Here is a 20640-nt window from a genome sequence, read left to right as displayed (position 1 = left end):
AACCGCGCTCAGCATGGAGCGGACGCTACGGCGGCTGAGGCCAAAGCCTCCGCTACCGACCGCTCGAAGATGTCCAGCACTTCCTCCGTCTCCCGCTCGGTGATCGTAAGCGGAGGAAGAAAGCGGATAACGGCGGAGCGGCGGCCGCCAACCTCCACGATCAAGCCGTTTTGAAAGCAGCTTCGTTGGATGGCTGCAGCCAGTTCTCCATGCGGCGGATAGTGGCCGAGACGGTCCTTCGGGCCGGCGGTGTCGACCATTTCCACCCCGATCATCAGCCCGCGGCCGCGAACGTCGCCGATCGCCGCGTATTTTTCTTTCAAGGTGCCAAGCCTTGCCATGAACTGCTCGCCGCGTTTTTGCACGTTAAGGAGCACGTCATGCTCCCGGATATAGCGAAGCGTCGCCAATCCCGCGGCCATGGCAAGCTGGTTGCCGCGGAAGGTTCCGGTATGCGCGCCCGGCTGCCACACATCCAGCTCCTCCTTGTAGATCACCAGGGACATCGGCAGGCCGCCGCCGATCGCTTTGGAGCAAACGATGACATCCGGGACGATCCCGGCATGCTCGAACGAAAACATCCGCCCCGTGCGGCCGATCCCCGTCTGCACCTCGTCGATGATCAGCGGCAAGTTTCGTTCGGCCGTAATGCGTCTTAGCTCCCGCAGCCAGTCCAGATCGGCGGGAATCGCTCCTCCCTCGCCCTGCACCGTCTCCACGATAACGCCGCAAGGCGCGGCGATGCCGCTTTCGCAGTCGTCGAGCAAGTTTTCGATATACCATGCGCTCAGCTTCGCGGTCATCCCTCCGCCCATCCCGAACGGACAGCGGTATTCATAAGGAAAAGGCAGAAAATGCACATCCGGCAGCAGGCTCTGCAAATGCTGCTTCTTATCCAGATTGCCGCTTAGCGCCATGGCCGCCTGCGTCGAACCGTGATAGCCGCCATGGAAGGCAAGCACGGATTTGCCTTTGGTTGCATGTTTGACCAGCTTAATCGCCGCTTCTACCGCGTCGGCCCCGGTCGGGCCGCAAAATTGGATTTTGCTGCGATCCTTTAATTCCTCGGGCAATAACGAGAACACTTCCTCCATAAAATCCACCTTGAGCGGAGTGGCGAGATCGAGGGTGTGCAGCGGGATTTGCCGCTCAAGCGCGCTGCGGATCGCCTCCAGCGCCACTTCATGATTATGCCCCAGCGCCAGCGTGCCGGCGCCGGCCAGGCAGTCATAGTACGTCCGGCCTTCCGTATCCGTCACCGTGATGCCCTTCGCGCTGCTGATGACCAGCGGAAAATGCCGGGGATACGTGCGGGCATTGGACTCTTTTGCTTCCTGCCGCCTTAAATATTCGTTTTGTACATTGCGGACCTTTGCTGACATATCGGGCCTACGCTCCTTTTATTCTCGTCTATCGATTCCAAGTAAGCGCCTCTTCAAACAGGTATTCCAAATAGATGCGGATGACATCGCGCGAAGCGCCCTCATACGGAACAACATGGTGGATCATGTCGGGCAGCGCATTGACTTCCAGGATGCCGCCGGACGCCTCGGTGACAGGAACGGCGATATCCGGGCAGCGAATATCGATGCCGGCGACGTCAATCTGCAGCGCCTTGGCGGCTTCAACGGCCATAGCCGCGTTAGCCGGACAGATCAAATCCGTGCGGTCGGCATAAATTTCGCTGATTTCCCCGGCCGGAGCGTTGCGAATATCTTGCAGCTTTACCAGACATCCCGCCGGAACGATATCGTCTAGCGCCACGCCTTGCTGGTCCAGCGCCGCCAGCAAGCGCACCGAATCGGTTTTGATTTCGGCAAACGCCTCGATCTCGCCGATCTCGCTTTGGCGGATTCGGGTTTCGTTCAGACGCCGGATCAGCTCCCTGAGCGATGAAGCGCCGTCGCCGGTCACAAAGGCAGGGCGATACTCGGTAACCGCCGCGATGCGGTAGTTGATCACCAGGACGCGATAATCCGCCCCCGGCACAAACCGCTGGAGCATAACCTTACCGCCATAGCTTCCCGCCCTTTGGATAGCCGTTTCAAGCTGCGGCACGGTCCGGACGTCCAACGTGACGCCGGCGCTGCCGCTTGCGTCGAGCGGCTTGACCGCAACGGACAAATGAGTTTGCAGGAACCGGACCGCTTCCGCCCCCGTTTCCGAAACGACCATATAAGGCGGCACGGGAAGCCCCCGTTGCGAGAGCAGCAAATTTGTAGCCTCTTTATTCTTGGCCAGCAGCCCGGCAATCAAGGACAGCCGATGCGATCTCGTTTTGTTGATCACGATGCTCCTGCCCTGATAGCTCAGCTCCAAAAAATCCTCGCACCCCGCAAGGAGCAGCCGGCAGCCGATGCCCATTTCTCTGGCTTTGTTGATCAGCAGCCGGTTAAGCGCATTTCGGCTCCCGGTCGGATACGTCAATGATAACCCCTCCTTCCTATCCGGCGAGCTTTGCCTTTGTTGACTTAAGGAGGGTTTGTGAAAGCCCGTCGGATTGTTTTGATGATAATGATAATCACTATCATTTATAAAACTATCTTACGTGACCTGATTTAAAATTGTCAATATTTATCTTTAAAGGGAAAATATTCATCTTTTGCACAGAAAAGGAATGCGGAAGCAAAAGCCATCGGCCAGTGCGGGTTGCGCTAGACCGACGGCGCGGAAACGGCAGAACATGCTTTTTGATATGGCGGCAGGAAAGCCGATATTCATATTCTGACAAGGGGATTCTAAGCGGGTACCGATATCGTCGGCGTGGCAGTGATGTAGCGGTTATCTTTGATGGAGAAGGCGTATTAAGTCCGTTTGGGGCACGTCGAACAGTAATCACCCGGCTCATCCGACGTCAAATAATAAAGGCAGCAGGTTTTACGCACTCTTAGCGGCTTGTCGTAACCGTCCCTGAACACTTTCGGACTGTCGAACCGCTTGAGCGGATTGCGGGATTCGCCGAACAGGCGGGGCGGCGCGTCGTGAAGCAAATAATGATAATCCTCTTTCATCCGCCGCTGTTGCTCGGGCCCCGCTCCTTCCGCAAATTTTTTCTCATACAACCAATAGACATAAATGGCCGTGTTTTCCCATAACAGCGCTTTGGAGATCCGCGCCGTTTTGGAAACGCCGTTCCATACCCGGGACAGATTACCGGCAAACATCCGTTCAAGGATCAGATCGCGCCATTCGCTGCGCTGATCCGCTTGCGGCTCGCTGGCCTGCCAGTCTTTCAGCCGCGCCTTGGGCAGCCAGGCCTGCCCCTGATAGCACGACTCGATCCAGCCGTTCTCCAGTTCCAGGTTCAATCCCTTATTGAAGCAAGACATCGCGTATAAATTGGAAGCGATAACGAGAAAGGCATACCGCTTGGCGAAAAGCGAGACGGCCGCCGACTGCGAGTCGGTCTCGAAAATGCCGCTTACGCCGCGAAAATAAGCCTCGCTTCTCTCCGGATTTAAAAGGTCGGTAAACGGAATGGAGAACGTCCGGTCGGCGGAAGGCTCTCGGGTTAAGCGGTACTCGTCGGACAGCACCTGAAATTCCTCCGGCTCAAGCCAGGTGGCCATAGCGTTGTTCTTCATGAACATTCCTGCCCCTTCCATGTGGAATGCACAGCGGTGTGCCAAACAGCGGATCGACAGCAATTTCGCAGTCCATCCGAAAGACGGTGCGGACCATCTCGCGGGTCACGATCTCCTCTGGCCGTCCCTGGGCGTAAATGGACCCTCCGTGGACCGCGACGATATGATGGGCGTAGCGGCAGGCCAAATTCAGATCGTGCAGAACCATCACAATCGTGCGACGCTCCTTCTCGTTTAATTCGAACAGCAAATCGAGGATTTCGATCTGATGGCTCATATCGAGGTAGGTCGTCGGTTCGTCGAGCAGCAACGTTTCCGCTCCCTGGGCGAGCGTCATGGCGATCCAGGCGCGTTGGCGCTGCCCTCCCGACAGCGCGTCCACCGGTCGGTCCGCGAGTTCCGTCAGGCGCGTGGCCTGAAGCGCCAGGCGAACCATCCGTTCATCCTCACGCGACCATTGCTTCAGCCAGCTCTGGTGCGGGTATCTTCCCTGCCTGACGAGTTGGCTCACCGTCAAGCCTTCCGGGGAGGAAGGACCTTGCGGCAAAATGGACATCCGCTTGGCGATTTCCTTGCTCGGCAGCTTGGCGATCTCTTCCCCGCTCAGCAGCACCGTGCCCGAACGGGGCTTCTGCAGGCGCGCAATGGTGCGCAGCAGCGTGGACTTACCGCAGCCGTTGCTGCCGATCAGGACCGAGATTTGGCCTTTCGGTATCGTCAAGTTCAAATTTTCGATCACAGGCTCCGCTCCATAGGAGATAGTAAGGTCTTTCGCTTCCAAAATACTCACGGTTCTCCCCCTATTCAAAATTGGTTTCTGTTCTTAAACAGCAAGTACAAGAAGAAAGGCGCGCCCACTCCCGCCGTGAACACCCCGGCCGGAACATCCAGCGGCACAAATGCGGTCCGTCCGATCAAATCGGCGCTGAACACAAGCAGAGCCCCGAGCAGCGCCGACACGAGCAGCACGCTGCCGAACATGCGGCCCGCCAGCTTTCTGGCGATATGCGGTGCGATCAGGCCGACGAAGCCGAGGGTGCCGGCCACGGATACCGCAAATCCGGCGAGCAGCACGCTGCAAAATAGCAGCGCCAGACGATGGCGCTGAACGGCAACGCCAAGCCCGGCGGCCAGGTCGTCGCCGAACGCCTGCGCATTCAGGCTGCGCGCAAGCCAAAGGGCCAGCGGCACGATAAGCACGATCACCGGCAGAATGGTGTAAACATCCGCCCAGGAAGCGCCGTACACGCTGCCGGTTAGCCAAATGTAAGCTTGCCCGGCGGTGTAGAACGGGCTTAGGATCAGCATAAACGTGGTGCCGGCGCCGGTGATGGCCGATATGCCAATCCCGATCAACACCAGGCGAATCGGCGTGACCCCCTCTTTCCAAGCCAGCGCGTAAATGACCAGCGAAGCCGTAATGGCGCCGGCAACCGCGAACGCCGGCAGCAGCTTGATGCTGAGCGCGCCTCCCAGCAGCGAGACGAAACCGACCGCCGCCACCGCCGCGCCTCCGGTGATGCCGATGACATCCGGAGATGCGAGCGGGTTGCGGATGACCCCCTGCAGGATGGCGCCGGACATGCCCAGCGCCGCGCCGACAAGCAGGGACAGCAGCACCCGCGGCAGTCTCAGCGTGAGCACGACGAAATCATGCTCCCCGGCGTTTAGCCCCAAGATCGTCCGGAGCACTTCCAGCGGAGACAGGATGTCGCCGCCTAGGCTTGGTCCGGCCACAGCGGCGAGCAGAACCAGGACGGCTAGCACGGCAATGGCGAGCGCCGCCTTGCGCTCGATCAGGAAAGATACGGTATCTTTTTTGCTGCGAACCATGATCGTTTCCTTCATATCTTCGTTCCCCCCTTGCGGGCGATATAGATGAAGAACGGCCCGCCAATCAAGGCGGTCACGACGCCAAGCGGAAGTTCGTCCGGCAGAATGACCAACCGGGCGGCTACATCGGACCATAGCAGCAGTACCGCTCCCCCTGCGAGCGAGTAAGGAATGAGCCAGCGATAGTCGTTCCCGACCAGGGCGCGCATCATATGGGGCACGATGAGTCCGACGAGACCGATCGAGCCGGCGACGGCCACCGAACCTCCGGCAAGAAGCACAATGACGGCCCCCATCAGCGTTTTGACCAGCACGACGTTCTGCCCCATGCCTTTGGCAATATCATCGCCGGTCAACATCAGGTTGATCGCCCGGCCCATGAAGAGAGCGGTTAGCACCGCCAAAGCCATATACGGCAGAACCGGATAGAGCATCTCCAGCGTCCGCCCGCTGACGGAGCCGGCCAGCCAGAACAGCACATCCTCTAGCCCCGTCCCGTCCAGAACGAGCACGGCCTGCGTGAAGGATGAGAACAAAGCCGTAATCGCCGTGCCCGCCAGCACGATTTTGATCGGCGTTAAGCCGTCCCGCCCGATCGAGCCGAGCGCATAGACGATCACCGCCGCAATCGCCGCTCCGGCAAAGCCGAACCACATCATCGCCTTTAACGAGGACACCGACAGCAGCACGACCGCCAGCACGATGAAAAAAATCGCTCCGGCGTTAATCCCGAACACACTCGGCGACGCCAGCGAATTGCGGGTCAATGCCTGCATGAGCGCTCCGGCAACCGCCAGGCCGGCCCCTACGACGGCGGCAATAACCGTCCGCGGCAGCCGCTCGGTATGCAGTACGATATGTTCGACGGATTCTTCGTCGTAATTCCTGAACGCCTCCACCGCCGTGGAAATCGTAATTTCCGTGCGGCCGAAGATCATGCTGGCGGCACATGACGCAACAAGCAGAACGAGCAGCGCCGCCAGCCCCAACAGCTTCGATTTTTCCCGTACAAAAAGCGGAAACATTTCCTCACTCTTTCGTCTTCGTCATTTAAAATGCGGCAAAAAGCCTGCCTGTTCAAGGCAGGCCTTCCTGCTTGCGATTAATTCAGCTCGAAATATTCGTACAGATCGTCGAGCAGCATATTGGCCGTCTTGTAGCCGCCGGCGCTGTTCCACACCACTTCGTCCACCTGAACGAGCTTGCCGTTCTTAACTGCGTCCAGATTGGCCCATAGCTTGCTCTTCGTCCATTCCTCATAGTTTTTCTGAATCGCTTCGGTATCGGTGCCGGAATTGAAGTTGAAGATGATGTCGGCATTCATATCCGGGATGCTCTCTTTGGAAGCGAGTTGAACGCCCCAGATGTCTTGATCATGTCCGGGAGGTCTTGTAAAGCCAAGCTCTTTGAGAATTTTCCCCGCGTAGCCCATATAGAAAATCCGTACCTGATCAGCTCTGAAATTGGTGATCGTTACCTCGATCGGCAAGCGGTCGCCCATCTTCTGCTTGAAGTCGGCTACTCTCGCATCCCAATCGGCGAGCAACTGATCGGATTTGTCCTTGAGATTCAACGCCTCGCCTGCCGTCTTCAGCGTTTCTTTCCAGTCAAAAAGCGTTTCCGTCACGACCGTCGGTGCGATTTGCGACAACTGTTCGTAAACATCCTCGTGCCGCGTCTTCGTGGCAATGATCAGATCAGGCTGAAGTTTATGTATCTCTTCCAGATTCGGCTGCGTCTCTTGACCGACGATCGCTACGCCCTCCAGATCGGCCCGCAAATATTCGTAGATAGGCTGCTGCACCCAGGATTCCACCACGCCGACCGGCTTCACTCCAAGCGAAACGGCCACATCGGTGGCTCCCTGGAACAAGGTTACGATCCTTTTAGGCGTTCCTTTGATCTCCGTTTCGCCCATGGCGTGCTTGACGACCCGGATCTCTTCCCCAGCCGCGTCCGTTCCGCCGCTCTTCGCTTGATTCGAATCGACGGCTGCGCCAGCCTGGCTGCCGGTATCGGAAGTCCCTTTTGCCGGTCCGCCGGCTGCGCAGCCGACCAAAGCGGCGATCATCAAAATAAGGATCATACTTAGAAACGTTTTGTTGAATTTCAACATAATTCCCCTTCTCCCCCTATTGTTTGTCCTAAATGATATTGAAACTCATTATCAATTAGGATTGTAATGGGAGAAGGGAGATTTTTCAAGCAATTTATTTAAAATTTTATAAACTCTTTTCTAAAGGGCGCCTTTCCCCGTCTGTTATGTTATTATGTTAAAAATGCATATTCTTCCAAGCGCAGGCGATATTAATGAAAGATGAATTTATAATGTTGCAGGAGGAGAGCTACATGGCAAACATCGTTTTTGTTTCACCCAACAAGTATATCCAAGGTCAAGGCGCTTTGCGGGATTTGGGGAAATACGTCAAAGCGTTGGGACGTAAACCGCTCGTGATCGCCGATGATGTCGTTTGGCGCATTACCCAAGAAACGGTGACCCAAAGCTTATCGTCGGAGCAGATTGAACATCATTTTGTTTTATTCAACGGCGAAGCCTCCGTTAATGAAATACGCCGTATTGCCGAGGAAGGACAAGCGCAATCGGTTGATTTTGTCATCGGGATAGGCGGAGGCAAAACGCTGGATACCTCCAAAGTCGTGGCGGATGAGCTTAAGACTAAAGTGGTGATTGTCCCGACAACGGCTTCGACCGACGCGCCGACCAGCGCTCTCTCCGTCATTTACAGCGACGAAGGCGTGTTCGAGTCCTACCGGTTCTTCAACAAAAATCCCGATCTCGTCCTGGTCGACACCGCCATCGTGGCCAAAGCTCCGGCCCGCTTGTTCGCTTCCGGCATTGCCGACGCGATGGCGACATGGATTGAAGTGCGCGCTACGGTCAAAAGCGGCGGCACCGCGATGTCCGGCGGGAAACCTAGCATCGCCGCGCAAGCCATCGCCAAGGCATGCGAAGAAACATTGTTCCAATACGGAATTCCCGCCTATAAAGCCGTGCAAAAAGGGTTGGTGACCAAGCACGTCGAAGCGGTGATCGAAGCCAATACGCTGCTATCTGGTCTTGGGTTTGAAAGCGGCGGCCTAGCGGGCGCGCATGCGATTCATAACGGATTGACGGTGTTGTCCGGCGAAATCCATCATTTAACGCACGGCGAAAAAGTAGCTTACGGAACGCTTGTTCAGTTGGTGCTTGAGCTTCACCCCGAAGAGGAGATCGTTAAGTACATTAACTTTTACCGGGAGCTCGGTCTACCGACAACTTTAGAGGAACTGCATTTGGAGAATGTGACTTTTGAGGAGCTGCTGAAAGTCGGCGAGGCCGCCACGGCGCCGAATGAAACGATGAACAACCTTTCCCGTGAAATCACGGCAGAACAAGTGGCCAACGCCATTTTGGCCGTGGATGTTTTAAGCAAACGGAATTGATGCGATTGTTTTCGTCCGCCGGAAATCCCGGCGGGCGAAAAATCACATTTTTATACGTACCGATCAACGTTGATCTTGAACGATTTCACTCCACTCCCGCCGAATCTGATGTATCGATTTGCTCCAATTTGCGGATGATTTCCTCGATTTCTTCAGGTGTGAGGATTTCCTTTTCTTTTTCCATATTTAGAACCTCCTTGCAATGTTACCGAATCATGAACAGAAATCGTCCTAAATAAAAGATAGGATCTCTTGATAAATATGAGGCAAAGCGACTTGCCGGTCGGCGTATCCCGCCTCATAAACCACTTTAGGCATTCCATAGACGATACACGATTCTTCGGATTCAACGATCACATGACCTTGTTGCCGCTTCACTTCACCGCAGCCGATTAACCCGTCCGACCCCATTCCGGTAAGAATAACGGCCAACAAGCGATCGCGGTAAATCGGAGCTGCGGACTGAAGCGAAACATCAATCGACGGCTTGTACAATCTGCCGTCATCCTCTACGATTTTGAGAATCGTCTTTCCGTCATTTGTTTTTTGAAACAAGGCTTGATACCCCGCAGGCGCAATATAGATAACCCCTGGCTTCACAACATCGCCATCCTCCGCTTCTTTCACCTGCAAATTACAAATGGTGTTGAAACGGTCCGCCAACGGTTTGGTAAATCCCGGCGGCATATGCTGGATAACGACAATTCCCGCAGGAAAGTCGGTTGTAAACCGGGGCAGAATGGATTGGATAGCCGACGGTCCGCCTGTAGAGCATCCGATCATAAGCAGTTCAACGGCAGCGGCCCCCTTTCTCTTTTTTTCTGCCGCTATTTCTTTCGCAGACGCAATATGGTTTCTGATCGGCAATTTCGCGCTGGCGGCGGCCTTTACCCTCATCAGAAAATCGTCTATCATTTTCGGATCGATCGGGTCCTTGATCAAAGAGCTTTTCGGGAAAAAATCTACCGCGCCCAATTGCAACGCCGTTAGCGTTGCTTCTGCTCCTTTGCTGGTCAGTTCGCTCAGCATCACGACCGATACCGGATGATGCTTCATGATGAATTCCAAGGCGGTGATTCCGTCCATCTCCGGCATTTCCACATCCATCGTAACGACGTCCGGTTTGAAACGCTCTATCTTTTCGATGGCTTCAAGGCCGTTGCGGGCGATTCCCACGATAAAAAAATCAGGATCCTTCTCGAACAAGGTGCTGATCGCCTTCCTCATAAAGGCGGAATCATCGACGATGAGCACACCGTACCGACTCAATTCGCTTTGCCTCCCTGTGATAAAGTCTCGTCCAAATGATGAACTCCCGAATCATTGCTCCGCTTTCGGTAGTAAAATGTCGAATGAGCATGAATCGTCTCGAAATTGGTGTTCATGCCTGTGAGCGTTTCGGCATGTCCCAGAAATAAATAGCCCCCCGGATTTAATAAACGGTCAAACTTCGCTATGACCCGTCGCGTGGCTTCCGAATCGAAATAAATGAGCACATTTCTGCAAAAAAGGATATCGACTTTTTCGACCGGCGCCAAATCCTGGTCATTTAAGAGATTCGCATACCGGAATTCAATCCTGTCTTTGATGAAGCCCATGATTTGAAATCCATCATCTTGCGGAATAAAATACCTGTCCAACATCTCCTTAGGAGTCCGGCGGAAGCATAACGAATTCTTAGGGTACCACCCGCGTCTTGCGATTTGCAGAACCTTTCGATTAATGTCGGTTGCAATGATATGTACAGACTTTAGCGGTACAATGCCTGATTCTGCGATGGTCATCGCCAAGCTGTAAGGTTCTTCTCCCGTGGAGCACGCGGCGCTCCAAATCCGAATACATTTTTTATCACGGAATTGGGGAAGAATCACATGGCTCAATTCATTGAGCTGACTCTCTTCACGAAAAAAATAGGTTTCGTTGTTCGTAATGAGTTCAACAAGGTGATCCCATTCTTGCGGGTTCCTTGTTAAGCATTCGATGTACTCCCCGAACGTCATATTCAGACCGGATAGTCTCTTTGAGACTTTCGAGGCCAGTAGCGGAAGATTGTCCAAGTAATTCAGTCCGCAAAGATCATAAATCATTTGCGCCAAATCTTTGAGGCGCATCTTATGATCCTGAATTTCGCTTAAGTACTCCATATTCATTTCATCTTGCAACTCCTATATGAGCAGCTCTTGGACTAAGCCTTTAGCGTCCTCTCCATGGTTCATATTAAAATACGAAGTGAATTTTTTATTGTGGAAGATTGGTCTGCCAATTCTCTCGCCACTGCAACCATTCTTCCCGCATCTTGAATATTCCGCTCAGCAGCGCGCTTTGCTTCGGATATCGCCTTTTCAAGGTTGTTTGTTTCTTTCGTTTGAAATTTCGCCGCTTCCGTAATTTCGGCAGCCTGTTTTGTAAGGTTACCGACAACTTTTACAATATCCTGTCCGTGTTTTGCTTGTTCCACTGTAGCTGCAGTAATCTGACGCACTTGTTCGCGGGCATTCACGACTCCCTTGATGATCTCTTCAACGCCGATGGCCTGCTCCTTCGCCGCCTGCGTCACCATCGCGGCCTGACTTGCTACATTTTCCACCGCTCTTACGATATTTTCACCTTGCTTAGCCTGTTCGCCCGTCGCTACAGTGATTTGCCGCACCTGTTCGCGAGCGTTCACGACACCTTTAACGACTTCTTCGACGGCAGCGGCCTGCTCCTTCGTCGCCTGCGTCACCATCGCTGCTTGACTTGCTACATTTTCCACCGCTCTTACGATATTTTCACCTTGCTTAGCTTGTTCGCCCGTCGCTACGGTAATTTGATGCACTTGTTCACGGGCGTTCACGACTCCCTTGATGATCTCTTCGACGCCGATGGCCTGCTCCTTCGTCGCCTGCGTCACCATCGCTGCTTGACTTGCTACATTTTCCACCGCTCTTACGATATTTTCACCTTGTCTGGCCTGTTCGCCGGTCGCTACGGTGATCTGGCGCACCTGTTCACGGGCGTTCACAACGCCTTTCACGATTTCTTCGACGCCGGCGGCTTGTTCCTTCGTCGCCTGCGTCATCATCTCCGCTTGATTGGTTAATGCGCCTACGGCTTTAACAATCTGTTCGCTTCCTTTAGCCTGTTCAACGGTGGCCGTCGTAATTTGTCTGATTTCGTTCGTAATTTTCTCGACTCCGGTTACGATTTTTTCGATGGCTATGCCTGTTTCATCCGCCAATTTATTTCCTTGTTCGACTTTGACCATGCCGATTTCGATCGCTTTAATGGCATCGGTTGTTTCGCTTTGGATCCCTTTAATTAATTGGGCAATTTCTTTGGTGGCTTTTGCGCTCCTTTCAGCGAGTTTTCTCACTTCATCGGCCACAACTGCGAACCCTTTTCCGTGTTCGCCCGCCCTCGCAGCTTCAATTGCGGCGTTAAGCGCCAGAAGGTTGGTCTGCTCGGCAATATCATCGATCACTTCAATGATGCTTCCGATTTCTTCCGAACTTTTTCCCAAATTGCTCATGACGCCGGAGGCCTGTTTAACGACGCTCGCAATTTCTTTCATTCCCGCGAGGGACTGACTAACCGCCTTTTGGCCATTTTGGGCATCCGTTTGAACCTGGCTTGTCAGTGAATTCACGTTTTGCGCATTTTGAGCCACCTGTTCAATCGAGGCCGCGATTTGCTGAATCGAAGCGGAGGTATCACCGGCGATTTGCTCCAACTCATCTGCATTGGCAGCAATGCCGCGAATCGATTTTCCCATCTGCTCAATGGACACGGAGATTTGTTCAACCGAACTTGCCGTGCTTGCAGCATTTCCGGCAACCTGCTGAATGGAAGCGACCATCTCCTGGATCGCATTCGAAGTTTCTTCCGCCGAAGCGGTCAAGCTCACCGCATTATCGGCCACGCCTTTAATCGACTGCCCCATTTCTTCAATCGACGCGGAAATCTGCTCTACCGAGCTTGCCGTACTCTCGCTGTTCCCGGCTACTTGCTGAATGGAAGCGACCATCTCCTGAATGGCATTCGATGTTTCTTCCGCTGAAGCGGTCAGGCTCGCCGCATTGCCGGCCACGCCTTTGATCGATTGCCCCATTTCTTCAATCGACGCGGAAATTTGCTCTACCGAGCTTGCCGTACTCTCGCTGTTCCCGGCTACTTGCTGAATGGAGGCGACCATCTCCTGAATGGCATTCGATGTTTCTTCCGCTGAAGCGGTCAGGCTCGCCGCATTGCCGGCCACGCCTTTGATCGATTGCCCCATTTCTTCAATCGACGCGGAAATTTGCTCTACCGAGCTTGCCGTACTCTCGCTGTTCCCGGCTACCTGCTGTACGGAAGCGACCATCTCTTGGATAGCCTCCGAGATTTCACTGGCGGAAGCCGCCAGACGATCTGAATGGTTACTTACCCCTTGAATGGATGTCGATATCCCCACAATAACGCCGGATGTGGATTCCATGCCTGACGCCTGCTGGCTGGTCCCATAAGAGATCTGTTCCGCAATTGCGGCCAGATCCTGCAAATTTTGTTCTAACCTTTTGGAATCGGCGATAGCCGCTTCAATCGTTTCGGAAACGCCTGCGGCTCTCATAAATTTGTAAGCCATGTTTTTCTTCAAAGTGCTCATAGAACGTTCTCCTCCTTATGATCAATTTCACGGATGATAGAATTCATTTCCATGGTATCTATCAAATGTTCCAGATGAAGCAAAACGATGAGACGATGATCCATTTTGCAGATGGCTCGCATATAAGCCGTTTGTGAGGTCACAAGCGTGTCGGGAACCGGCTCCAAGCTGTTTTCATCGATCCGCAGCACCTCTTTCACTTCATCGACCAATAACCCGATCGCTCTTTCTTGGAAGCGGGTTATCATAATGCGCTGCTTTTTCGACTTCACCGGTTCTTTCAAAAATTGAATTCTAAGATCGACGACCGGTATGACTTCCCCGCGGAGATTAATCACTCCGACGATCGATTTTGGCGCTTGCGAAATCGGGGTGATGGCAGGGACAAAAATGATTTCATATACATCCGCAATAGGAAGCCCGAATTCCTCCGTTTCGATTCGAAAGGTAACCAATTGCTGGATTTGTTGGGGAGCTGTCAACGGATCATCCCTCCCGCACATCCAAAAGTTTGGATTCGATAGACTTAAGGTTATTTGCCGCTTTGAATATGCCGGTTACATCCAGGATCAACGCTACGCTTCCGTCGCCCAGCACCGTTGCCCCCGAAACGCCCTCGACCTGTCCGACATAAGAACCGATCGATTTGACTACAATTTCTTGGCTGCCGATCAATTCATCAACAACCAAGCCGAGCCGTTTTTCCGCCAGTCCGACAACGACGATAAATACATGTTTTGTTTTTCTTCTGCCGCCGGGCATGCCAAACAGATCGTGCAGAGCGATGAGCGGAACAATTTTTTCTCTGATTTTGACAACAGCTTGTCCCTTAACGGAGTGGATTTCTTTGTGCGATATACGAACGATTTCGATCACACTGTTCATAGGCAAGGCAAAAGTCGTTTCCTGCAGCTTAATGAGCAGTCCCCGAAGAATAGCTAAAGTGAGAGGCAGCTTAATCGTGAATTTCGTCCCTTCGCCTAAACGGGTTTCCACATCGATTAATCCGTTTAATTTCTCGATATGATTGCGGACAATATCCATCCCGACTCCGCGGCCGGATATATCACTGACAGAGGCGGCTGTCGAAAAACCGGGAAGAAAAATAAGTTGAATCAATTCCTGCTGAGACATCGTTTCGGCTTCTTGCGCAGTAATCAATTGTTTGCGTATGGCGGATTCTTTTACTTTCTCCGCGTTGATTCCCGCCCCGTCATCCTCTACCGTCAGCACCACTTGATTTTCTTGATGGGATGCCCTAATTTTGATCGTCCCTTTAAGGGATTTCCCTAGTTTTTTTCTAACTTCCGCTTCTTCGATACCGTGGTCTGCGGCATTTCGGATCAGGTGAATCAACGGATCGCTAATTTCCTCGATGACAGTCCGATCCAGTTCGGTTTCTTTCCCTTCAAGCAGCAGATTCACTTCCTTGTGCAACGTACGGGATAAATCGCGCATCATCCTTGGAAACCGGTTGAATAACCGCTCGACGGGAAGCATTCGCGTCTTCATCACGGATTCTTGAAGTTCTCCGATTAGTCGGCCGACATGATTGGAAATCAGCTCCAAATCATCGATCGTTTCATCCGAAGCGTAACGATCGCGCAACAAATTTCCGACTTGGGCGATTCTTGTCTGGTCGATGACCAATTCGCCGACCAGATTCATAATGCTATCCAAATGTTCCACATCGACGCGAATCGTTTGTCCTATTTTCTTCTCTTCTTTGCTGTCCGGGCCGGGGATCGGGTTTTGTTGCTCCGCCTCCTTGTCGGCATCTGTCCGTGGCATGAAAGCATCGGCCAAGGCCAAGTTCTCATCTGAAAAAGGCGCCACTTCAGCAGCTTCCACATCCATAAGCTGGCTCAACGAATGCTCTAGGTATTCGGAATCCCCGTTCGTCTCGACGATATAGGAAACTTCATGGAGATTACTTTCCTCGATGACGCTGTCCAATTCCGGTTCCGTCGAAATAACGTCTCCCCATTTCTTAAGATGATGCAGCACAAGGTGTGCCCGAGGAAGCTTCATCTCGCAATGCTCGGATAAACGAACTTTGCAAATCCACTTTTTTAAGCTCTGTTTTTTGCTTTCCAACATCCCGCTTTTCGATTCGAGGGTCTCTTCCGTCCCATTGTCCAATAGCCGCAATTGCTGCACGATCGCATCGATATTGGTTTTTGTAGCCCCTTGCTGTTCAATTTCCCTTTTCAACCCGTTTAAATAATCCAAGCATTGAAATAACACATCCACAACCTGCTGCGTCACCGGCAGAAGCTGATTTCGGATCTTGTCTAAAATATTTTCCATTTCATGGGTCAGTTGCTTCATTTCCTCGAAACCCATCGCCGCGGACGAACCTTTTAATGTATGAGCAATCCGAAAAATGTTTTGTATGATTTGCGGCGACTCGCCGTGCTGTTCCAAATTCAGAAACTCGATCTCCAGCAATTGGAGCAATTCTTCCGCTTCTGACAGGAAGACTCCCATCATTTCCGAACGATTCATACGGGTTTCCCCCTTACCCTACAAGAACATGTTCTAAATTTAAGATGCCGATCAGCCCCTCTTCCGACTGGCCAATCCCTTCAAAATAACTGCCGTCAACTCCGGAAACAATTTCGCTAGAAGGCTGGATATCGGCAAACTTGATCACTTGCTTCACTCCATCTACAACGATGCCGATCATTTCTTCGTTATAATTCACCACGACGATTCTCGCTTTAGGAATGACGGGCGCCTCTTTCAATTGAAATCTTTTACGCAAGCTGATGATCGGCACTATTCTCCCCCGAATATTCGTAACGCCTTCCAAAAATGTCTTGCTGTTAGGGATGGCCGTGATTTTTTGCATTTTGATAATTTCATAGACTTCAGCAAGCTTTAGAGCGTATTTTTCCGCGCCCAGTTCAATCACGATGTACTGGTCTTGATGCTGCTCTTGCTGTGAAACTTCCACTCGTTTACACCCCCTTAGGGATATGGAATAGCTGCTAAATAAAGTCATGTACATTTTGCGACATACGATGTACAATTTCGCACAATTGAACTTGTGCGACAACAGGAGGGACAAACATGAAACACGGAATTTTGGAGTTGTCTGAGAAAGGGCAAGAGAAGTTAACGGACGAAGTCATTGTCAGCATGTTTTTGGCGAACTACCACCATTCAAAACATACGTTGCGAAATTATAAATACGCGATTAAGCGATTTCAAAGCTTCATCAATCCAAAGAGGCTGAATGACATTACCTGGAGGGATATCGAGCTATATAAACTGAGCTTGCTCGAAGGGGATGGGAATCACCCATGCAAATATGCAGCGGCAACGATTTCCGTTTTGCTGACTCCTCTTCGTTCCCTATATAAGTGGGGGAATAGCCCGAATATTCAATGCTTTACCCACGATCCGTCAGCATGTATCAAGAAGCCTAAAGTGTCAAATAACAGCAGCCGTCATTTTTTAACGAAACATGAGGTTGTAAAGATATTGCAGCAATTAAACACGATGGGGCTTCGCAATTATGCTATCGGTCTGACCTTGGTCATGCTCGGTTTGAGGGTTTCCGAATTGGTTTCTATCGAATGGGACGATTTTCATACCGATCCCATGGGAACTTCGATTTGGTTGACCGTGCGTAATGGCAAAGGGCGGAAAGAAAGGGAGGTCAAAGTGCCGGATATGCTCTGGAAGCTGCTTTGTACATACCGTATGGAAAATAGAAGAAGCGGCAAAGTATTCCCGCTTACCCCCCGTCAGATTGAACGAATCATCGAAATCGCCCGTAAAAAAGCCAATTTTTCCAAAAAAGTTACGCCTCACTGGTTACGGCACACCAATGCAACTTTGGCTTTGCTCAACGGGGCGTCCCTTCAACAGGTGCAGCAGACGCTGGGGCATTCCCACATCAATACGACCCAGCGTTATATACATACTGTGGAACAAATCAAAAAAGCAGCTCCGGATTTTGTCGAAGACTGTCTAAAAGAAGCGTTTTAATCCTTGAATATCCCCGATCTTCTATGCTATATTGAACAAAAAATGAACAAAATGTCGCACAAGTTCAATTGTGCGACATCAATAATGACATTAATAATACCATTATCCCAATGAGAGGCATATTCATACATATCTCGTCAGAATTTCATTATGAAACCAAATAGCCCTGAAAATCAAGAAAGAGCTTGATCTTCAGACAAGGAAAATAACGGTATGCCCCACTTCAGCTCTTTCCCAGACGTAACGGATGGCTATAGCTGGAAGCATTACATCGATTATCCTGCCTGTATAGAGAAGATGGACGCAAAAACCGCGCTTCTAATACAGACCCGAAGTCGTTCTTTGTTCTTGGCCAGTTCCCCAAAATTCCTATGAGAAGCTAGCGATTTTACTATGGAATTAAGCGGGCGCCTGTCTTCCCTCATTCTCCCCCAATCGGATGAAAATGCTGTTTATATTTTTAGGTGTATAAAAAAATAAAAGCAGACGGGTCACCGAGAATCTACTACAGATTCTCGAACCCACCTGCTTCTTATTTGCTCCGTTCTATCAACGCACAGCACTCCACATGCACCGAATGCGGGAACATTCTGTTCTGCGATGTGATCTGTTACAATCCGCAGAAACCTTGATTTGACGGGCATTTTGCTAATGGTCTTCTGCTCCTGAAGGTGTAACCGCTAAAATAAAATTAACAAGAAACACGAAATAATCTTGAACACGAATTCCCTGATTCTCCCTCACCCGATATAATCAAGCTGGAAATTCATCAGTGTAGGGTGAGGAGAATGAAATCTGCGGAAAGGTGGCCTATGTACATTGAAATCTATCAACTGAAACAGTTGGGGCTCAATGTTTCACAGATAGCCCGCAAACTGAACATTTCTCGAAACACCGTGTACAAATATCTGAACATGTCGCCGGAAGAAATGCAGGCATTCATCGAATCGGTGAAGACGCGGCGAAAGAAGCTGGATCCGTTTGAATCCCAAGTTCTTCAATGGTTGCGGGAATATCCGGACCTATCGGCCGCTCAGATTCATGACTGGTTGAAGGAACGGCGCTTGGATGCCAACGTCTGCGAGAGCACCGTTCGGCACTTCGTCCGGCACTTGCGTGAGCGGCATGGTATCCCGAAAAGCAAACCGATGCGCCAGTACGAAGCGGTGGAAGACCCGCCCATGGGACAGCAGATGCAAGTTGACTTCGGCGAAACGAGAACGCACGATCTTCATCAGCATCCCGTACGGTTATGGTGCATCACGTTTGTCCTGTCCCATTCCCGGTACAAATACGTGGAATGGCAGGATCGACCGTTTACCACGGCGGATGTGATCCGCTGCCACGAGAACGCCTTTGAATTTTTCGGCGGCATGACTCGCGAGATCGTCTATGACCAGGATCATCTTCTGCTTGTAAGCGAAAACCACGGCGATCTGATTCTGAAGGCCGAATTTGCCGCCTACGTCCGGCAGCGCAGATTTCAGATTCGCATGTGCCGCAAGCAAGATCCGGAAAGCAAGGGGCGGGTGGAAAACGTCGTCGGTTTCGTCAAACGCAACTTTGCGCGCCATCGGACGTTTACCCACATCGACCGGTGGAACGAAGACTGTTTGGCTTGGTTGAACCGAACCGGAAACGGGCGAATGCATCACACGACCAAAAAAATACCGGCGGACGTGTTCGCCGAAGAGCGGCGCCATCTCCTGCCGGTTCCCGAAAAAATACAAACCAATTCTGCACCCAGTATAACAAGACGGGTGCGAAAAGACAATACGATTGTCTTTCAGGGGAACCGGTACTCGCTGCCGCTTGGCACCTACACCGGCACGGACACGTCTGTGGAGATTCGCGTGACGCCGGACAAGCAGTTGGTGGCGTTCGATCCGGCAACCGGCGAGGAACTGGCCCGCCATCCGCTGCATGCGGGTAAAGGCAAACTCATCAAAAACACCAACCATGCCCGGGATCGTTCCAAAGGGATTGGCGCCTATATGGAACACGTGGCCGCCCGCTTTCCAGAACCGGCGCAAGCCCGATCCTATCTGGCGGTTATCCGGGAACAAAAACCGCGTTACATTCGGGACCAGTTGCAATGGATCGATCGACACGCCAAAGACGCGGATCCGGATGTGCTGGCGCAAGCGTTGGCCTATTGTCTGAAACATCGACTCTACCAGGCCACGGATTTCGTGGATGCCCTGCACTATTACGCGGCTCTGAAATCGGCCGCGGCACCAGCCGTTCCGACCGATGTCCGGTTGCTCAGCGAGCCGGAACGGCAGAAACTGAAGATGAAGCCGCAAGTTCGCCCGTTTGACGTATATCAAGCCATCCTGGAGGGAGCCCGATGAGTGAAGCGACGATGGAACTGAAGTCCGTATTCAGCGCGCTGCAGTTAACCGCCGCCGCTGGGGCGCTGGACGAACTCCTGATGGAAGCCGAAACCAGGCAGTGGAGTTACCGCCAGTGTTTGCAGCGCGTGCTTTCGTACGAGTTGAAAAAACGGGAAGAAAAGCAGTTTGCCCGTCGGTACAAACGCGCCGCGTTCCCGGAACTGAAAACGTTGGACGAATTTCGGGTCGACGAACAACCGTCCCTGGGACAACGTCAGTTGCAGCAACTTCGGGAACTGATGTGGCTGGAGCAGCATTATAACTTGCTCTTTCTGGGCCCGCCAGGCGTCGGGAAGACGCATCTGGCGATTGGACTGGGCGTCGAGGCATTGAATCAAGGATATAGCGTCAGTTTCGTCACGATGGATCAGTTGTTGCATCTCTTGAAGACGCAAGAGATTTCCCGAAACGCCCAGCTGCGGGTGAATCGGATCATCCGTTCCGATCTGGTGATTCTGGACGATCTGATGTTCATGGCGCTGGATCGGCAGGAGGCTCACTTGTTCTTTCAGTTGATCAACAAACTGTATGGGCAGGCCTCCATCATCCTGACGTCCAACAAAGGACCGGAAGATTGGGGAGAACTGCTCGGGGATCCGGCCGTCACAACCGCCATTCTGGACCGGATCCTGCATCGAAGCGAGGTGATTCACCTGACAGGAGACAGCTACCGGCTCAAGCACCGCCAAACCATATTTGAAAATTTCTAGTTGTTGAAAATAAATTCGCGAAATTTGTTCAAAGGTACTTGACGGTTACA

17 protein-coding genes are annotated in these 20640 nt (G+C 52.2%); 4 read left to right on the top strand and 13 right to left on the bottom strand.

What is annotated here, in order from left to right; all coding sequences use genetic code 11:
* Positions 1–8: 8 nt before the first annotated feature.
* The 7 genes from M3G15_RS00085 to M3G15_RS00055 all read right to left on the bottom strand — a co-directional run bounded on the left by M3G15_RS00085 (position 9) and on the right by M3G15_RS00055 (position 7533).
* A complete protein-coding gene (locus M3G15_RS00085) occupies positions 9–1382 on the bottom strand; it encodes a diaminobutyrate--2-oxoglutarate transaminase (RefSeq protein WP_260069711.1) in 1374 nt (457 codons plus the stop codon).
* A 28-nt stretch (positions 1383–1410) separates the two neighbouring features.
* Positions 1411–2427, bottom strand: coding sequence for an ATP-grasp domain-containing protein (locus tag M3G15_RS00080; RefSeq protein ID WP_260069710.1), 1017 nt, complete (start codon positions 2425–2427; stop codon positions 1411–1413).
* Between the two features lie 377 nt (positions 2428–2804).
* Positions 2805–3584: an IucA/IucC family C-terminal-domain containing protein gene (locus M3G15_RS00075; RefSeq protein WP_260069709.1), complete on the bottom strand. Its 780-nt coding sequence runs from the start codon at positions 3582–3584 to the stop codon at positions 2805–2807.
* Positions 3553–4374: an ABC transporter ATP-binding protein gene (locus M3G15_RS00070; protein ID WP_260069708.1), complete on the bottom strand. Its 822-nt coding sequence runs from the start codon at positions 4372–4374 to the stop codon at positions 3553–3555. The genes M3G15_RS00075 and M3G15_RS00070 overlap by 32 nt, the downstream gene beginning before the upstream one ends.
* A gap of 14 nt (positions 4375–4388) precedes the next feature.
* The gene (locus M3G15_RS00065) at positions 4389–5432 is read right to left on the bottom strand and encodes a FecCD family ABC transporter permease (RefSeq protein ID WP_260069707.1); all 1044 of its coding nucleotides are present in this window, start codon (positions 5430–5432) and stop codon (positions 4389–4391) included.
* Positions 5429–6442: a FecCD family ABC transporter permease gene (locus M3G15_RS00060; protein WP_260069706.1), complete on the bottom strand. Its 1014-nt coding sequence runs from the start codon at positions 6440–6442 to the stop codon at positions 5429–5431. The genes M3G15_RS00065 and M3G15_RS00060 overlap by 4 nt, the downstream gene beginning before the upstream one ends.
* A gap of 77 nt (positions 6443–6519) precedes the next feature.
* Positions 6520–7533 (bottom strand): ABC transporter substrate-binding protein, encoded by a 1014-nt coding sequence (locus M3G15_RS00055; RefSeq protein ID WP_260069705.1) that lies wholly within the window; start codon positions 7531–7533, stop codon positions 6520–6522.
* Positions 7534–7766: 233 nt separating this feature from the next.
* Between M3G15_RS00055 and M3G15_RS00050 the strand changes: the two genes are divergently transcribed.
* Entirely contained in the window at positions 7767–8861 is a 1095-nt protein-coding gene (locus tag M3G15_RS00050) for a glycerol dehydrogenase (RefSeq protein ID WP_260069704.1), read from the top strand.
* 231 nt (positions 8862–9092) lie between these two features.
* On the opposite strand, the gene M3G15_RS00045 is transcribed toward M3G15_RS00050, so the two are convergent.
* The 6 genes from M3G15_RS00045 to M3G15_RS00020 form a co-directional block, all read right to left on the bottom strand.
* Positions 9093–10130, bottom strand: a complete 1038-nt coding sequence (locus tag M3G15_RS00045; RefSeq protein WP_016313410.1) for a protein-glutamate methylesterase/protein-glutamine glutaminase — start codon at positions 10128–10130, stop codon at positions 9093–9095.
* On the bottom strand, positions 10127–11011 hold the full coding sequence (locus tag M3G15_RS00040; RefSeq protein ID WP_260069703.1) for a CheR family methyltransferase: 885 nt from the start codon (positions 11009–11011) through the stop codon (positions 10127–10129). The genes M3G15_RS00045 and M3G15_RS00040 overlap by 4 nt, the downstream gene beginning before the upstream one ends.
* 62 nt (positions 11012–11073) lie before the next feature.
* Entirely contained in the window at positions 11074–13485 is a 2412-nt protein-coding gene (locus tag M3G15_RS00035; RefSeq protein ID WP_260069702.1) for a methyl-accepting chemotaxis protein, read from the bottom strand.
* Positions 13482–13967: a chemotaxis protein CheW gene (locus tag M3G15_RS00030; protein ID WP_260069701.1), complete on the bottom strand. Its 486-nt coding sequence runs from the start codon at positions 13965–13967 to the stop codon at positions 13482–13484. Before M3G15_RS00030 ends, M3G15_RS00035 begins: the two co-directional genes overlap by 4 nt.
* A gap of 4 nt (positions 13968–13971) precedes the next feature.
* A complete protein-coding gene (locus tag M3G15_RS00025; protein ID WP_260069700.1) occupies positions 13972–15993 on the bottom strand; it encodes a chemotaxis protein CheA in 2022 nt (673 codons plus the stop codon).
* A gap of 13 nt (positions 15994–16006) precedes the next feature.
* Positions 16007–16444 (bottom strand): chemotaxis protein CheW, encoded by a 438-nt coding sequence (locus M3G15_RS00020; protein WP_260069699.1) that lies wholly within the window; start codon positions 16442–16444, stop codon positions 16007–16009.
* Positions 16445–16560: 116 nt separating this feature from the next.
* On the opposite strand from M3G15_RS00020, the gene M3G15_RS00015 reads away from it, so the two are divergent.
* The 3 genes from M3G15_RS00015 (at position 16561) to istB (ending at position 20590) form a co-directional block, all read left to right on the top strand.
* Positions 16561–17484, top strand: coding sequence for a tyrosine-type recombinase/integrase (locus M3G15_RS00015; RefSeq protein WP_016313416.1), 924 nt, complete (start codon positions 16561–16563; stop codon positions 17482–17484).
* A gap of 812 nt (positions 17485–18296) precedes the next feature.
* Positions 18297–19838 (top strand): IS21 family transposase, encoded by a 1542-nt coding sequence (gene istA / locus M3G15_RS00010; protein ID WP_260069698.1) that lies wholly within the window; start codon positions 18297–18299, stop codon positions 19836–19838.
* Complete coding sequence (gene istB / locus M3G15_RS00005) at positions 19835–20590, top strand: IS21-like element helper ATPase IstB (protein ID WP_260069697.1); 756 nt, start codon at positions 19835–19837, stop codon at positions 20588–20590. Before istA ends, istB begins: the two co-directional genes overlap by 4 nt.
* Positions 20591–20640: the final 50 nt, after the last annotated feature.

Source organism: Paenibacillus sp. p3-SID1389 (assembly GCF_025151705.1).
Lineage (GTDB): Bacteria > Bacillota > Bacilli > Paenibacillales > Paenibacillaceae > Fontibacillus > Fontibacillus phoenicis.
Note: the sequence above shows the minus strand (reverse complement) of the source record. Positions and strands in the feature narration are given on the sequence as shown.

Bases quoted from the DNA above. Each gene is read 5' to 3' on its own strand.
- M3G15_RS00085 (WP_260069711.1), bottom strand. From the start codon at position 1,382: ATGTCAGCAAAGGTCCGCAATGTACAAAACGAATATTTAAGGCGGCAG.
- M3G15_RS00055 (WP_260069705.1), bottom strand. From the start codon at position 7,533: ATGTTGAAATTCAACAAAACGTTTCTAAGTATGATCCTTATTTTGATG.
- M3G15_RS00025 (WP_260069700.1), bottom strand. From the start codon at position 15,993: ATGAATCGTTCGGAAATGATGGGAGTCTTCCTGTCAGAAGCGGAAGAA.
- M3G15_RS00075 (WP_260069709.1), bottom strand. From the start codon at position 3,584: ATGAAGAACAACGCTATGGCCACCTGGCTTGAGCCGGAGGAATTTCAG.
- M3G15_RS00060 (WP_260069706.1), bottom strand. From the start codon at position 6,442: ATGTTTCCGCTTTTTGTACGGGAAAAATCGAAGCTGTTGGGGCTGGCG.
- M3G15_RS00040 (WP_260069703.1), bottom strand. From the start codon at position 11,011: ATGAATATGGAGTACTTAAGCGAAATTCAGGATCATAAGATGCGCCTC.
- M3G15_RS00065 (WP_260069707.1), bottom strand. From the start codon at position 5,432: ATGAAGGAAACGATCATGGTTCGCAGCAAAAAAGATACCGTATCTTTC.
- M3G15_RS00015 (WP_016313416.1), top strand. From the start codon at position 16,561: ATGAAACACGGAATTTTGGAGTTGTCTGAGAAAGGGCAAGAGAAGTTA.
- istB (WP_260069697.1), top strand. From the start codon at position 19,835: ATGAGTGAAGCGACGATGGAACTGAAGTCCGTATTCAGCGCGCTGCAG.
- M3G15_RS00050 (WP_260069704.1), top strand. From the start codon at position 7,767: ATGGCAAACATCGTTTTTGTTTCACCCAACAAGTATATCCAAGGTCAA.
- M3G15_RS00035 (WP_260069702.1), bottom strand. From the start codon at position 13,485: ATGAGCACTTTGAAGAAAAACATGGCTTACAAATTTATGAGAGCCGCA.
- istA (WP_260069698.1), top strand. From the start codon at position 18,297: ATGTACATTGAAATCTATCAACTGAAACAGTTGGGGCTCAATGTTTCA.